The 14572-nt window shown below is 44.5% G+C and carries 14 protein-coding genes and 1 pseudogene; 4 read left to right on the forward strand and 11 right to left on the reverse strand.

All coding sequences use genetic code 11. The features are described from left to right. Positions 1-11: 11 nt before the first annotated feature. A complete protein-coding gene (locus MKY98_RS16470) occupies positions 12-362 on the reverse strand; it encodes a hypothetical protein (RefSeq protein WP_029517714.1) in 351 nt (116 codons plus the stop codon). Between the two features lie 183 nt (positions 363-545). Further along, positions 546-1199: a cell wall hydrolase gene (locus tag MKY98_RS16475; RefSeq protein WP_069010300.1), complete on the reverse strand. Its 654-nt coding sequence runs from the start codon at positions 1197-1199 to the stop codon at positions 546-548. A gap of 457 nt (positions 1200-1656) precedes the next feature. Here MKY98_RS16475 and MKY98_RS16480 point away from each other — a divergent pair. Both MKY98_RS16480 and MKY98_RS16485 read left to right on the forward strand, forming a co-directional pair. After that, positions 1657-2324, forward strand: a pseudogene (locus MKY98_RS16480) (cupin domain-containing protein). Positions 2325-2436: 112 nt separating this feature from the next. Then, positions 2437-2667, forward strand: a complete 231-nt coding sequence (locus MKY98_RS16485) for a hypothetical protein (RefSeq protein ID WP_029517718.1) — start codon at positions 2437-2439, stop codon at positions 2665-2667. A gap of 189 nt (positions 2668-2856) precedes the next feature. Here the strand turns inward: MKY98_RS16485 and MKY98_RS16490 are convergent, their stop codons facing one another. Continuing rightward, positions 2857-2985 carry a hypothetical protein gene (locus tag MKY98_RS16490; protein WP_013371969.1) on the reverse strand — a complete coding sequence of 43 codons (129 nt, stop codon included), beginning with the start codon at positions 2983-2985 and terminating at the stop codon, positions 2857-2859. Positions 2986-3153: 168 nt separating this feature from the next. Between MKY98_RS16490 and MKY98_RS16495 the strand changes: the two genes are divergently transcribed. Then, positions 3154-3420, forward strand: coding sequence for a DUF2642 domain-containing protein (locus MKY98_RS16495; protein WP_025719729.1), 267 nt, complete (start codon positions 3154-3156; stop codon positions 3418-3420). Between the two features lie 71 nt (positions 3421-3491). Here MKY98_RS16495 and MKY98_RS16500 read toward each other — a convergent pair whose 3' ends face one another. Both MKY98_RS16500 and MKY98_RS16505 read right to left on the reverse strand, forming a co-directional pair. Then, the gene (locus MKY98_RS16500) at positions 3492-5036 is read right to left on the reverse strand and encodes a GH25 family lysozyme (protein ID WP_069010299.1); all 1545 of its coding nucleotides are present in this window, start codon (positions 5034-5036) and stop codon (positions 3492-3494) included. A 239-nt stretch (positions 5037-5275) separates the two neighbouring features. After that, positions 5276-6301, reverse strand: coding sequence for a YeiH family protein (locus tag MKY98_RS16505; RefSeq protein WP_069010298.1), 1026 nt, complete (start codon positions 6299-6301; stop codon positions 5276-5278). 118 nt (positions 6302-6419) lie between these two features. Between MKY98_RS16505 and MKY98_RS16510 the strand changes: the two genes are divergently transcribed. Beyond that, the gene (locus tag MKY98_RS16510) at positions 6420-7307 is read left to right on the forward strand and encodes a LysR family transcriptional regulator (protein ID WP_029517721.1); all 888 of its coding nucleotides are present in this window, start codon (positions 6420-6422) and stop codon (positions 7305-7307) included. A gap of 60 nt (positions 7308-7367) precedes the next feature. Here the strand turns inward: MKY98_RS16510 and MKY98_RS16515 are convergent, their stop codons facing one another. The 6 genes from MKY98_RS16515 to MKY98_RS16540 all read right to left on the reverse strand — a co-directional run bounded on the left by MKY98_RS16515 (position 7368) and on the right by MKY98_RS16540 (position 14557). Further along, positions 7368-8945, reverse strand: a complete 1578-nt coding sequence (locus MKY98_RS16515) for a glycoside hydrolase family 43 protein (RefSeq protein ID WP_069010297.1) — start codon at positions 8943-8945, stop codon at positions 7368-7370. A gap of 16 nt (positions 8946-8961) precedes the next feature. Continuing rightward, a complete protein-coding gene (locus MKY98_RS16520; RefSeq protein WP_029517723.1) occupies positions 8962-9918 on the reverse strand; it encodes a pectinesterase family protein in 957 nt (318 codons plus the stop codon). A gap of 25 nt (positions 9919-9943) precedes the next feature. After that, the gene (locus tag MKY98_RS16525; RefSeq protein WP_029517724.1) at positions 9944-10828 is read right to left on the reverse strand and encodes a dienelactone hydrolase family protein; all 885 of its coding nucleotides are present in this window, start codon (positions 10826-10828) and stop codon (positions 9944-9946) included. Positions 10829-10851: 23 nt separating this feature from the next. Beyond that, the gene (locus MKY98_RS16530) at positions 10852-12213 is read right to left on the reverse strand and encodes a glycoside hydrolase family 28 protein (RefSeq protein WP_069010296.1); all 1362 of its coding nucleotides are present in this window, start codon (positions 12211-12213) and stop codon (positions 10852-10854) included. A gap of 171 nt (positions 12214-12384) precedes the next feature. Further along, positions 12385-13905, reverse strand: a complete 1521-nt coding sequence (locus tag MKY98_RS16535) for an extracellular solute-binding protein (protein ID WP_029517726.1) — start codon at positions 13903-13905, stop codon at positions 12385-12387. Positions 13906-13933: 28 nt separating this feature from the next. Then, the gene (locus MKY98_RS16540) at positions 13934-14557 is read right to left on the reverse strand and encodes a YesL family protein (protein WP_069010295.1); all 624 of its coding nucleotides are present in this window, start codon (positions 14555-14557) and stop codon (positions 13934-13936) included. Positions 14558-14572: the final 15 nt, after the last annotated feature.

The following is a 14572-nucleotide window of genomic DNA, read 5'->3' on the forward strand; positions in this document are numbered from 1 at the left end:
ACGTCAGCGCATTATTGTACAACAATATCTACGTTGTTTAATCCTGCTTCGCGTGCTACTCGACCAAGCTGCATTTTAATAATGGTTTGTTGAAGGCTGATACCAAAGATTACTTTGGCAAATCCGGTTTCTTTATAACGTACAAATGAGCCCTTCAATTTTTCCACTTCTCCTGGACCCAAAAGTGCCATCTGGGTACAATCTACCTTGAGTGTAAAGCTGGACGCCTGAATGGATGAGGTTTTGGCTACATAATCTTTTACAAAGCTATCATACTCCTCCTGGCTAAACACTCCATTCACCGCCATATGTACCGTTTTCATGGCTTGATCTACTTCGATAGTGTAAGGATGTTGACTCATTTTAGAAAGACTCCTTTAATTTCATTTTTTTGTCTATTAAGAGTATCGGAATAATAGGTAGAATTTTTAATATTAAATCAGATGAATCACCACTAATATATTACAAATTTGCGAATATAAAAAACCGTCACTGCTCCTAAAGAAGCAACTGACGGCTAGAGATTTGCGTATTCTCATGTGAAATTAATTCGTAAACGTATGGCGCCCGAGTGAGATGACAGCCGGGCGACTTTTACTCCATTTGGCTGTGGCAATGGCCGGGTTGTAATAAAACAAGGACCCATTGGTCGGATCAGCACCATTAAGTGCCTGTCTGGCTGCGCGGTACGCAGTCTTGTTGGGTTTCAGGCGGTATTGTCCATCCTGTACAGCGGTGAATTGGCCAGGCTGCAAAATAACGTCCGGGATCGAGCTTGGAAACTCGCCGGACTGAACACGGTTTAATACGACAGCCCCGACAGCCACTTGACCTTCAAACGATTCTCCGCGCGCCTCAGAATAAATGATACGAGCCAGTTGATCCAGCGCGGTTACGCGCACCTTACCGAAGGATTTCAGCTTGGCTTGTGTAGCAGCTCCGGCTACTCCATCAGGTGTCAGACCGTTATCCCGTTGAAAACGAGTCACCGCTTTACTGGTCAGAGAACCATAGTACCCAGTAAACCCGGCTTTGAAATAACCGAGCAAATGAAGCCGCTGTTGAAGCTCCAGCACCCGTTCGCTTTGAACCCCTTTCTTCAAAGCTGACGATTGTGCTTGTGCTTGTCCTGGTGCGACTGACAATACAGTACCTAACATACATGCGCAGGACAGGATTAAAATAGATAATTTTTTCATATTCCAGACAACCTCCTCTTTCATGTTCTGTCCGGTGCAACCATTCCGGCCTGTACAACTCAGGGACGTTTATCCGATGATGTTTCTTATGACATAACTTATGCCTAGCTGCAGAAATGACGCGTGGCTACATACGGAATGGGACAATCATGCTTTCACACGTCCGTTGCAGTATACCACAAGCCGCATTTACGTATCATCCGGCTCTGGTCCTAAGACTACCCAAGCAAATAAAACGCCATCCCTAAAGGAATGACGTGTATTAAAAGCAATGGAGCATGTTCTGGATACACTTGAATACGTGACTTTTTTCGCTATTTTTCGCTTTAACTTACCCGGGACCGAAGCCTGATTTCTATGAATTCAAATCACATTTCCGCGCACACATATATGGGCGTATGCATAGAGTAGCGTACGATCCTCAAATTTCGAATAACAGAAAGGCTGGAAACGACGCGTGAATTCATATATGGATTACACCTCTCCTACTGTACAATTCACCTATGATTTAAGAGACAATGTTTTGTTTCAGAAGGATGCTCAAAATTCGATCAACGAGCTGTCGATCCAGCAGCTGAATACATTGGCAAATGTATCGCTGCTGGATATTCGCCTCAGCACTGCTAATGTTGTGGAGCCTCACTATCATCAAAATGCCACAGAACTGGTCTACTGCATCTCTGGAGCCGTAACCGTGTCACTGATTAACCCCTTTACCCGCGAGTTACGACATTTTCCGATCACACCTGGCCAAGTGGCTAACGTCCCTCAAGGATGGTGGCATTATCTGGTCGCCACGATGGATAACACTCATTTGTTGACGATTTTTGATGCCCCGACCCCTGAATTTATACTGGGATCTGACATTTTGCGCCTAACGCCAAATAACATTATGGCTCATACTTACTGCCTGGATGAGAATAAGGTTCAGGAAGCGCTCGTCCCTATTAAAAAGCCTGTCATCATCGGTCCTCCCAATGACTGCAAGCAGCAGCCCCCCCCCGAAAACCTGGGATACATGTGAGGCTTGCTGATGCTTCACCACACTATCAAGCCGTCCCCCAAAGAGATTACGCCTATACTAACGGATATCCTGGCTTCTCTTTTAATCCCTATCAAGAATAGGCTAACTCTAGTCAGGTCTTAAGTTCGAGGGAATACCTTTTCCCTGTATGTTCGCCGTTACCATAAGACCGTCCCTCTCATAAAATGCCAATGTATAAGAGGGGGTGATGGAATGGACGCTTACTACAACTGTTTGAACTGCATGAATAAAAAAGTACGTATTCTCACCATGGACGGAAAACAGTACGAAGGAACCATTATGGATGTGGATCGTAATAATGTGTACTTAAAAACAGAACGGAACGGACGTGTACAAACGTCTGCCTTTTATCCTGGCTACGGGTATGGGAATCAAATCTTAACATTGAGCCTGTTCACCCTGCTGGCGATTGCGTTAATTTAATCCCTGACCCATTGTCCGTTCCTGTCTATAGATGCCAATGTACCTCAAATGACAGCTGTCCCGCCCGGTACCATTTGTGTAGGGCTTGTACGCTGTTATTTGAGGTGTTTTATCATTTATTCCATCCTCTAAAACACTTAACCCCCCATCAGTTATATACCGATGGGGGGTTAAGCTACTCATTTTAAATTAAACCCATAAAGACTTCGTAATGATAACGAGCAGAATGAACAGTACCAGAATAGCTCCTGTCGATGTCCAAACTCCTGGGTAGCCTCCTACTGAACCGCCGCCACAACCTCTTTCACATTCACTCATGGTCATTGCCTCCTTCAATTCAAGGTACAACATAGCTTATGTATTGAGCTTTCCCATGGACCGGGCTTTTTGGCAATGTTATGAATGTTTTCGCTGATGGGCATTAGCCTACACCTTTCCTAGGCAGGAGCATAGGATAACACAACTAATCTTGAAGGAGTGAAGCAATTGAATTCAAATCAAATGCTCAATTACAACGTTAATCAACCTTTTCCTCACCATCCTACCTCTCACCACGTCGTGGTGCACCCTGTAGATCCATACGTCGTAGAAACATTAAAATCGGTGATCGGCAAGTACGTTGTACTTGAGACCACTCGTGGCAGAATTGATGGATGCGTAGTTGATTGTAAGCCCGACCATGTTATTTTAGATGTATATGGGAAAAAATTCTTTGTTCGAATCAGCGAAATCGTATGGATCATGCCCAACTAAACAAATCAGACATTAAAAATCCTCGCAGATCCTGTTCCGGATTCGCGAGGATTGATCATAATATGATTATGCTAATCGAGCTCTCCTCCAAGTGAAGCCCGGAGTTCATCTATCGTTCCGTTGTATTCATCCAAATCCACTTGGCCTCGAATACCCGGAACACTGCCTGTGCTACTGTACTGCCAAGCCCACCAGTTATTCCAAGCTGGAACCGCGGTCGGCTTTTGCGTAGTGCTGTATCGGGCTACCCACAGTTTATACATAGAAAATGTAGGATCAAACTTGGAAGCAAAGACATTACCCGTGTATACGATCGGCTGACGTCCGGTAAGCCTCTCCATTTCATCCAAAAAGGCATGAGCCACTTCATTAATTTGTGCAGGAGTAAGACCTTTGGGGTTATTTTCATAGTCCATCACAGGGGGCAGATCCAGCCTGCCTCCTGCTGAATCTAGAGCCCTAGCAAAGTTAGCAGCTTCCTGACGAGCTCCATCCGCGGTAGTTGCGTTCAAAAAGTGGTAAGCGCCAACCAAGATGTTAGCCTCTCTGGCACCCTGTACATTTATCAAAAATTGATTATCTTGATATTTTGTGCCCTCTGTAGCTTTAATAAAAGCAAATGTTTTACCTGCCGCTGCCACTTGCTGCCAATCAATATTGCCATTATAGTGTGAGACGTCAATCCCTTGCGCGTGTCCATCGGAAGAAATCACAGGTGCAACAGGTATGGTAGGTAAAACGTTCTCGGTAGTTGATGGCTCCTCCGTTTCCTGATCCAATGCTATAACAACCTTACCATCATCTGCATTGAGTATATGAAAAGGTGTGCTGTTATTAAGATCAACCACAATACGTACCGATGCGGGAGTTGTACTAAACATGGAATATCTTACTTGGGAAACATCTGGATCTTCTGTGACTGGAAAACTTCCTTGTCCACTATTGTCAAATGATTGCGATGCTAGAAATTCCTCAGCAAACTTTGTATCCGGTATGTCTACAACAATACGGTCTGCATGAGTCAACGTAGTTACTTTGGGGGTTACTTTTCCATTAACAGCTATAGTCAATTGGTGATTAGCGAAGCTAATTTGGTTTATAGCCGTGCGCGCACTCTCTTTAGGATTACTTACAGCTGGAGTAGCAGAATGATCATGAGTGGACTCGCTATTCCCGCTTGAAGCAGGTGGAGTCGTCAGGAACACGGTTTTAAGCTCGTTGTTCCAGACCACATCAACCCCTGTCTGTTCGGATACAAAGCGAAGCGGAACATAAGTCGTCCCCTCTCTAAGCAAAGGCGCTACAGCCAATCCCATTTGATGATCATTAACAGAGGCCATGGGATTGTTGACCTGAAGACTGAGGTTAAGATTTTGCTTATGTATAGTTATGGTCCCTGTCTTGGACTCCCAATTCACGCTATAACCCGATTCCTCTACAATGAGACGGAGTGGAACCAGTATATTCCCCTTTACTTCTTGAATCTGAACACCTTTGCCAACACTTATATCTTTACCGTCTAACTGAAGATGTGAACTCGAAGAGGCAGCGTGACTCTCTCTTGGAAATGCTAGTAGAAACAGAAACAAAAAAGCAAATAAACAAATTTTCTTCATTATGTACCCTACCATTCTCTATATTTTCGCTTATGAAATTCTTGCACTCTATGATTCTCAGGACCTCCATTTTGATAGACGCGAATCATATGTAAAAAGTTACGATTGATTCAGTACATATTTCAGTTTTATCATACAAAAGTACTAAAAAACTCTACCAGCTATATAGCAAGCAGAGCTTTTTCCAGTTTTATTAATCTGGTTTACTAGCAATCTTATCACAAACGAATACTTCATGTTCACACTGTTAAAAATGTTAAACCTATAAGAATGATCGAGGTAACAGACAGTACCAGTAAGGGAAGCATTGCTTTCTCTCGCAAAGCCTTAAAGCTCACATTCAGCCCCATACCTACCATAGCCATCGTTAACATAAAGGTGGTAACTTGAGAAATTCCGTTTGTCAGACTAGATGGAACTACAATATATTTTCCAAAAACATAGCTGCCCACAACACTTGTAGCCATAAAGCCGATGAGGAACCAGGGAAACTCCACTTTAGCATCTGTACGAATTTTTCCGGTTCGTTTCATCCAAACCATTAAAACAAAGCTGAGCGGTATGAGCAAGAAAACACGCCCCAGTTTGGCTAATAAGCCCATTGCAAGAGCATCCTGTCCGGCAGGCGCTGCAGCTAAGGCCACATGTGCAATTTCATGTAAACTGACGCCCGACCAGATCCCATATTGCATATCCGTCAAAGGAAGCCAGGGTCGAAGCACGGTAAACAAAATGGCAAATATCGTACCAACCAAGGCAATGAGTCCTACTCCTATGGCTGTATCCTCATCTTTGGATTTTAACAAGGGAGAAACCGCTGCAATCGCTGCTGCACCGCAAACTCCTGTTCCAATACCAAGAAGAAGCGAAAGCGAAGCATCTGCCTTGAAACGTTTTGCCAGCCAAACCGTAAAAAAGATGGAAAATACAACGGTGCCCACATCACGCAAAAGTAAACCCAGTCCATGATGAATGACAACATCCATATTCAGCTTCAGCCCAAATAACACAATCGCTCCGCGTAGTATTTTCTTTGCTGAAAACTCAACCCCTGAGCGCACAGCTTCAGGGTATCCCCACAACTGTCGGTACAGAATAGCGAGAAACATGGCACAAGCCAATGGACCTACATAATGAAAGCCTGGCAATTCGTTCAGACCGTAGCCTGCCAAAGCAAATAACATCGTGAGGATAATGCCAAATATACGCTGGAATAATCGCCCTCTGTTCGAAAATAATTTGGTATGTTGTGTATGACTATTCATGGTGAACCCCTCCAATTCTACATACATCCAGCTTAATATGTTTTTTGTCATAAGAAAAATAAATCATTATAATTATGATAATAAGTAAATAGATATAATAAATTTGGAGGAATGGGCTTTGGACCAATCTTTAATCGTATTTGTTAGGGTCGCAGAGAAACAAAACTTCACACGAGCTGCCGAGGTATTACACATGACCCAACCTGCGGTAAGTCAGTATATTCAAATGCTGGAACGTAGCGTAGGAACCCGTCTCCTGGAGCGTAGTAATAAATATGTGCGCTTAACCAAAGCAGGTGAAATTGTGTATCATCATGCCCAGGAGATTATCCGACTCCATACACGTATGCAGTACTTGGTGGATGAGCTAATGCATACGGCAAAGGGTAACCTGTCTATTGGTGCAAGCTACACGTATGGCGAATATGTGCTGCCGCATGTGATTGCGCAAATGAGAATCCAGTATCCACTCATTCAGCCCTCCATTACCATCGGCAATACATTGGAAATTGAAAAGCTCGTGATCCATAATCAACTGGATGTGGGGATTATCGAAGGAGAATTTCAGCATGACCATCTACACATTGAATCATTTGCTGATGATCGAATGTATATCGTCGTTCCGCAAAATCATCGTTTGGCTGGTAAATCTCAAGTGGATATAAATGAGCTGCATGAGGACATCTGGATTCTGCGGGAAGAAGGCTCTGGAACCCGGGAGGCGGCTGAAAAGATGTTTGCACAGCTTCGATTTTATCCTTCTCATATGATGAATTTTGGCAGTACACAGATCATCAAAGAGTCTGTAGAAGCAGGCTTGGGGATTTCTTTGCTGTCCCAATGGGTCATTCAGAAGGAACTTGCTTTGGGAACATTAGAAGTATTGGATATTCTCAATCTCCCGTTCATTCGGAAATTTTCTTTTCTGACCCCTTCTGCAGTATTTGAGACGAAAGCATGCACCGCTTTTTTGGAGGTTTTGCGAAGTTATAATGTGAAAAGATAACGTGCATAAACAAAAAAGCACCCATAAAGGTGCTTTCAGCATTCATCATTATAATATTTTTTATGAAGAAAGATGATCCATACCATGATATAAGAAATGAGAAAAATCAGCGTAGCTTCCTTGGAACTGTTGCATATCATGAGCAGCAATACCTACAAAATTCCCTGTAAAACCACCGGATAAAAAGCTGATATCCTGCATTTCAAAAAGTCGCTTCCAAGCAGATCTATCTCCGACTCCATAATAAAATTGCCCGTGGGATGCATGGACTTCCACAGCTAAATGTATAGGAAGATCGTCCTGAAGCGTAATCGCTTGGGGAACTAAAGTAAATGTATTGGCTTCACATCGCATCAAGCGTAGTACCTTCCCTTGTCCTTCCTCATAGCTAATATAGGCGTACAAATAATCTTCTTCATTAAGGTACAGTAGTAGCCCCGCCATCTGCAAATAGCTTGTTGGCTGGTACTCCAGTGCTGTTTCTACCCGGAAATGATGATCTGTTTGCCGAATGGCAAGCACGTGATGCTGGAACAGACTTTGTATGGATTCCCCAGCATGGATTCGAAGATAGCCCGGGCGCTGACTTAATGAACACCAGCTCTCGTTCGCTAGGATACGCAATGTGTTCCACGTTTTATCTAATAGGGCTCCCTCGAAAAAATCCTCGAAAATATTACTCTTTTGCTCTTGCTTAACCGAAATTGTCCCTTGAGGTGCAGGCACCTCCAATTGAGGCGTATGGCCCCCCGCGGTTAATCGCAGCCAGCCTTCATCATTCCAGTACACTTGCTGCAAGGCTGTTTCCCGTCCCAAAATGGCATATTTCCCCTCTACCGGGCGTGTGCATAAATGAGCCATGTACCATTCGCCGTCCGGTGTTTGTACAAGACTGCCATGTCCTGCACATTGTAACGGGAAATCCTGTCGATCACGTGATGTAAGCATCGGGTTGTGCGGGTCTACTTCATATGGTCCGGTTATTTGCTTCGAGCGTGCTACGGTAACGGCATGCCCCGTACCCGTTCCGCCTTCCGCTGTAACAAGATAATAATATCCGTTTTGCTTGTAGATATGAGGCGCTTCTGTTTTCTTCAAAGGAGTACAATCAAAGATTTTAACAGGCTCCCCAATGAGCTGTTGTTGCTTGCTATCATACTCCTGCATAACGATACCGGAAGATTTATTGCTTTCCAACATGCGATAATCCCACAATGCGTTCAACAGCCATTTGCGTCCGTCCTCATCATGAAATAAAGACGGATCAAATCCGCTACTATTCAGATAAACGGGCTTCGACCACGGTCCTTGGATCGTAGGCGCCGTCATCACAAAATTATGAACATCCTTGAACGGACGTTTGGTGCTTTTCACATCCGTATAGAGCAGATAAAAAAGGTTATCCGCATAACTAAGCTGTGGTGCCCAAATACTGCAATTTTTAGGATTACCTCTTAAGTCAACCTGATCGGTCAAAATATCTGTGCAGTGCTCCCAATGGGCCAAATCTTTGGACTGGTACACCCGTACTCCAGGCAGCCACTCAAACGATGACACCACAATATAGTAAGTATCCAGGGCTCGTGTAATACACGGATCGGGATTAAAGCCTTTTAATATGGGATTTTGGATCATCATGAGACCTCACTTCTCCTTACTTCCAAAATGTGACTTCAGCAAAAACCTGTTCCTTGCTCCATGCTTCTGTTCCCGCCTCAAAACAATCCGCCCACGGAACACGCTGCTTACGTAACGTAGCAACTTCATCGGGTCCGTTATATTCCTGATAACAGACGGTTTTCTCGTTCGCAACATTGTTCCAATTGTCCCAGCCACGTGGGTCAATATGATCGCCCATTTTACAATCGACAAATACGGTTTTGGCATATTCCCGCCACGGACGGCCCAAAAAAACCGGGGTAATATCAGGCTCTGCAGTTAGGTAGCATTGGTTGAATACATAGCCATACGCTTGTCCTTGCGGCGTAGAGGCGGCTGTGACGTAGCTCGTTTGGTTCTCATGATGGCGTAAACTGCGAATTTCGCAATCTTCAAAATAAGCGGTAGCCCCACCAAAAATAAAGTCCACCGTACCCTCTATATAACAATGCTGATAGAGCTGCCGATAGTGTCTATGGTGCTCCTTCAAATGGATTCCACCAAACTGGAGTCGTTCTTTCGGTGCAGGAGGTAGAGGGCCTGTAAATAAAGTATCCTGGTGCCCTTTAAAGGTACAGTTTCTAAAGACCGTTTCATCGCAATGAGCGTATACCGCAACGGCCTGCCCAATGGCTTCTCCCTGTCCTGCCGTGTTGGAAATCGTGAGATTTTCCAAGATCAGATGGCTACCGCCTAAAAATAAAGTGGGTGTCGCAAAGGTCCCTATTTCCTCACCCGCTTCATTCCGCTCCTTGGCATACCGATTCATTCGAATCTCTACCTGCCCGATGCCTATAATATGAAGATACGAACGGTAAATTCGCACCTCTTCCTCATAAATACCTGATAAAATAGTTAACGTTTCCATTTCATTGGAAGCCGACTGCTCCAATACAGCAATTGCCTCCTGAATCGTATGGAAATCACAAAAGGATTCTTTTCCAACTAGCATGATTACCCCGATCCTTTCATTTGATTTACAGGTGCTTGGCTAAAAATGTCTGCCACGCCGTGCGCATTTGCAGCGTCTCCATATGTCCACCGCCTGCAATCACAGGCTGCCAATGCTCTGGGTGACCTGCCTGCTGGTAAGCTTCCAGCAACCCTTTTGCCAAATGCTCGACTCCTTCAATAGGACACATCCGGTCATTTTGACCTGTTATACTCATCCGTGGACGAGGTACGATCCGCTTTTGAATATCAAGGGTGGTAAAATGCTTCAGCAAGCCGGGGACATAGGAATAAAAGCCATGATGGTCCAATCCCCGTTTAGCGATTAGCGTATGGGCATCTACCTGTCCACAAATATCAACCGTAACCTGTATCCGTTCATCTAACGCAGCCATCCACCATGCCATGAGTCCGCCCATCGACATACCGATTGTTGCGATACGGGAAGCATCAATGTCTTCACGCTGGCACATATAATCCACCAAGCGACGGTTATCATACAGCATCATGCCCCACAGCACTTGGCCCTGCCAGAGCATTTCCTTTACCAGCTCGCTTTCGGTTTTGCCCCCACGTTCATTGAAGCCCCACATGTCAATGCAGCATACGCAGTACCCCATGTCTGTCAGGGTTGTAGCAAACGAGGGCTGCTGCAAGTAAGAGCTGCTATGGAGCAGTTCCTTACGTCCATTCGTATAGTTGCCCCCATGCGAATGGTTAAAAACGACCATTGGAAACGGACCGTTCCCTTGCAAGGGTGTAGCTACATAAGCGGGTACAGATTCGATCCCGTTCAAGTCCAGCAGGAGACACTCCAGTCGGTACCCCTCACGCTCTTCTTCATTCAACAGAGTTGCCGTTATAGGGCGATCTGCCGGAAGGTCTCCCAACAATGCTTGTAATTTATCCACGTTGTACCTCCTTTCATGTCCTCCTAATTCATCCTATTTTGTTCAGAAGGTTGTATCGTTACTTGTTCTATCAGCTTTTCGGGCTCAGCTGTATTCTTCGAATGGCAACGATTGATTTCAACGTCTTCCCCATTCTCAATATAAAAGGCAGGACCTTGATGATTTTCAATCGTCACCTGTTGAAAACGAATATCCCTCACGTTACCTAGATAAAAACCACGGTTATTCATATCTTCGATCCCTGTCATCATGGCCGGACGACCGGGAATTGCATTTTTAGCCATAGAAATATCAATATTGGAGAATGTAATTTCAGCAATATATTGTTCTGCTAGTCCGTATAAGAATCCAGCAGCCGCATGAACCTGTCGTGCCGTAATATCGGAAAAATGAATTCGTCTAAAGCACGGGGTTTCATCGGTAATCGGATAGGGATTTTTGTCCCACACATATTTGTCTTTGCCCCGAGGGCCGCAGAAATAATACAGGTTCAGAATAAATGGACAAATGACCTCCTCCATCACAATGTTGCTGACGCGGATATCCTCGATGATTCCGCCACGTCCCCGTCTGGATTTCAGACGTATACCCCGATCTGTTTGCTTGAACACACAATTGCTGATCGTAACATTACGAATATCACCACTCATTTCGCTCCCCAGTACAACTGCGCCATGTCCATGCACCATCGTACAGTTGGTAATCGTAATATTTTCACATGGAATTCGCTCTTGTGTATCTTCGGTCCCCGCTTTGATCGCAATACAATCATCGCCCACATCTATATTGCAGTTGCTAATACGAACATTGGAACAGGATTCAGGATTAATGCCATCCGTATTGGGGGAGTCCGCCGGGTTAAGAATGGACAAATTATCAATCGTAACGTTATAGCAAGCGATGGGGTTCACAGTCCAACTGGGGGAATTTTTTAACATAACATCTTTAATGGTAACCCGCTGACAACGGTCAAAGCTGATTAATTTGGGTCTCGGATACTGTAACTCCTCTGGATGATTTCGGTGCTTTTCCCACCACGGCTGACCATTTCCATCCAGCGTTCCGCTACCTGTAACTGAAATATTCTCAAGATTCTGTCCATAAATGCATGACGCATGCACTTCCCGCTGAACGCCTTCCCATCTGGATTCCACTACAGGGTAATCAGCCAGATCCGTACTGAAGGACAGAATTGCGCCAGGACTTACATGTAGTTCAATGTTATTTTTCAGAAAGATAGCACCTGTCAGATACGTCCCAGACGGAACAACAACGGTTCCTCCTCCAGCATTGCTGGCCGCTTCAATGGCAGCCGCAATCGCTCCCGTAGCCAACGTCGTGCCATCCTGAACTGCTCCATATTCTACAATGTTATACAATTGCATTTCGTTCTCTCCTGTCTTTTTTTTGTGAATACGAAAATGATTTATAGACTGGGCTTGAAAATACACTGGAAAACGGAATAGGCGGAATGGTGCTGGACAAGTGTCAGCGATGGTAAGCACCTTCCGCCTGCGTAGTGGCAATTCATGTACACTCATGCTCAACCTATATCTTTATTTTTTCGTTTTCTTATACGCTTCCTCATACTCAGCAGTAATCCGTGATCCACCGGAGTTTTTCCAGTTTTCTACGGCTGCTTTAAATCCGGCTTCGTCAAGCTCACCCATAATAAATTTGAAGGAGGCGTCGGTAATGATTTTCTCCAGCTCTGTTCCTTGCTCATTAGCGGTGACTGAATCCAGTGGCACGGTCGGGTCCAGAACAGCAAATTCATTATTTTCTCGGACTAATTCATTAGCCAGTTCCTTTTCTGGATTGGCATCTTTTAAGTTATAAGTCACTTCACTTGGTCTGGAGCTTGAAAATGGCTGAACATCTGCTTGCCACAAATCTGTATTCGTAATTTTGAAGGCTCCATCTTTTTCGATTTTATAATGAGTGCCTTCAATACCACCGGTCATATACATATATACATCTTTGTCAATTAAATCATCTACAAATTGCAGCAGTCTCTTCAACTCAGCTTCTGTTTTTACTTCGGATTTCGGAAATGCCAGCAAACCTCCTACCCCGCTTCCCTCAGACCATACGTGGTATTTGCCATCTCCATTCGAAATCTTGTTAACTGGTACCAGCTTCAGCCCCTTTTGCAGGCCTTGGGACAAGGTTCTGAGGTTAGAGATATCGATCATGCCTGTATAAATACCTGCTTTACCTTGTGCAAATTGTTGCTGCTGGTCCGTTTTAGCGGTTACAGCAAAGTCTTTAGAGAGATATCCGTTTTTGTATAACTTATTCGAATACTTTAAGGTCTCCAAATATTGGGGAGTATCAAATTCCGGCGTAAACTTTCCGCTTTCATCTACTTTCCAGCCATTAGGTGTGCCAAAGTAGGAACTTAAAGTTTTGAAGCTGCTGTAGCGTAGATCCGATCTGTCAACAAATCCAGTCGTATCCTTTTTTCCATTCCCATCCGGATCATCTTCTGTAAACGCTCTCGCAACTTCATACAACTCATCCAGTGTCGTCGGCACCTTCAATCCTAAGCGATCCAGCCAATCCTGACGAATGACCAGACCTGCCCGAGCCAGATTCTTCTGGAACGGAACGCCATACAGTACCCCTTCAATGGATGCGGCTTCTCGCACTTCAGGCGGGATCTTCTTCAAATTTTCATAATCATCCAAATACTTTCCTACATCCCAGAATAGTCCTGATTTCAATGAACTACGCACTGAAGAGTTAGTCATCATCGTCAGCGTCACCATATCAGCCAGTTCACCAGAAGCCAGTGCGGTGGTAATTCTCTCTTCTTTGGAAGCATCCGGCACCCAGTTGAACGTGATTTTAGAATTGGTGTATTCTTCAATTTTGCTTTTGATCGTTTCTGTAGGCGGAGAAGCTGTATGCAATACGTTTAACCAAGTGAACTCCAGTTTGGACTTCGGATCATAGGTTTGGCCGCTTTGATCCTCCCCCCCCTTATCACCACAAGCTGCTAAAAAAACACTCATGACCATTAGTACAGCAAGAAGGCCTGATACTCCCTTTTTCGTCGTGATTCCCTTTTTCATCGTGTTTGCTCCTTTTCTGTTTGTATATTCATGCCATATCTTCCTCTTTCACCAGAACCTCTCGCTCTATTTTGCTGAATACCTGATGCGTCATCCACATCACGAGATAGCCCATAATACTTACTCCGGCAAAAGTTAGAATTCCTGGGTACAAGCCTAGAATCAATGCAAATAGCACGACAATGGCTACAAAAAGAACAAGCGTGTATTGTAAATACGAAAATCCAATCACTATTGACATCTTGACCTTCAGTCTGATGCCTTTCCAATCATAGTGAGCCAGCAGCGGGAAAATATAGGCCAAAGAGATAAGATACAAAAAGGCTCCAATAAGCGTCACCACACGAACATACCAGGACGAGACGTTGACGATATCCACGTAGAGCACGTAACCCACAAGGCTGTAAAGCCCGCCAATGATTGCTGCTTCTTTAAAGCTTTCTCTAAAGTAACGTACAAACGTCGGGAAAATAGCGACTTCCTCATTGCCCCGAATCCACTGTCTTAAAATACTAAGCATAGCAACGGTTGCAGGCCCAACGCCTATAAAACCCAAGCCCAGAATCGTCGCAACCGTCCAAAGCAAATTAAGGTAGACCAGGCGTAGCAGGCGCATGCACCATTTGTTCATGTTTTCTACAAACCGCACCATTTTGCATCCTTCCCG

It is taken from the genome of Paenibacillus sp. FSL M8-0228 (assembly GCF_038007385.1).
GTDB classification, from domain to species: domain Bacteria; phylum Bacillota; class Bacilli; order Paenibacillales; family Paenibacillaceae; genus Paenibacillus; species Paenibacillus polymyxa_D.

What these genes read in the sequence shown, in the direction of transcription:
- MKY98_RS16470 (WP_029517714.1), bottom strand. Translation starts at nt 362, where the DNA reads ATGAGTCAACATCCTTACACTATCGAAGTAGATCAAGCCATGAAAACG.
- MKY98_RS16475 (WP_069010300.1), bottom strand. Translation starts at nt 1,199, where the DNA reads ATGAAAAAATTATCTATTTTAATCCTGTCCTGCGCATGTATGTTAGGT.
- MKY98_RS16485 (WP_029517718.1), top strand. Translation starts at nt 2,437, where the DNA reads ATGGACGCTTACTACAACTGTTTGAACTGCATGAATAAAAAAGTACGT.
- MKY98_RS16490 (WP_013371969.1), bottom strand. Translation starts at nt 2,985, where the DNA reads ATGAGTGAATGTGAAAGAGGTTGTGGCGGCGGTTCAGTAGGAGGCTAC.
- MKY98_RS16500 (WP_069010299.1), bottom strand. Translation starts at nt 5,036, where the DNA reads ATGAAGAAAATTTGTTTATTTGCTTTTTTGTTTCTGTTTCTACTAGCA.
- MKY98_RS16505 (WP_069010298.1), bottom strand. Translation starts at nt 6,301, where the DNA reads ATGAATAGTCATACACAACATACCAAATTATTTTCGAACAGAGGGCGA.
- MKY98_RS16515 (WP_069010297.1), bottom strand. Translation starts at nt 8,945, where the DNA reads ATGATGATCCAAAATCCCATATTAAAAGGCTTTAATCCCGATCCGTGT.
- MKY98_RS16520 (WP_029517723.1), bottom strand. Translation starts at nt 9,918, where the DNA reads ATGCTAGTTGGAAAAGAATCCTTTTGTGATTTCCATACGATTCAGGAG.
- MKY98_RS16530 (WP_069010296.1), bottom strand. Translation starts at nt 12,213, where the DNA reads ATGCAATTGTATAACATTGTAGAATATGGAGCAGTTCAGGATGGCACG.
- MKY98_RS16535 (WP_029517726.1), bottom strand. Translation starts at nt 13,905, where the DNA reads ATGAAAAAGGGAATCACGACGAAAAAGGGAGTATCAGGCCTTCTTGCT.
- MKY98_RS16540 (WP_069010295.1), bottom strand. Translation starts at nt 14,557, where the DNA reads ATGGTGCGGTTTGTAGAAAACATGAACAAATGGTGCATGCGCCTGCTA.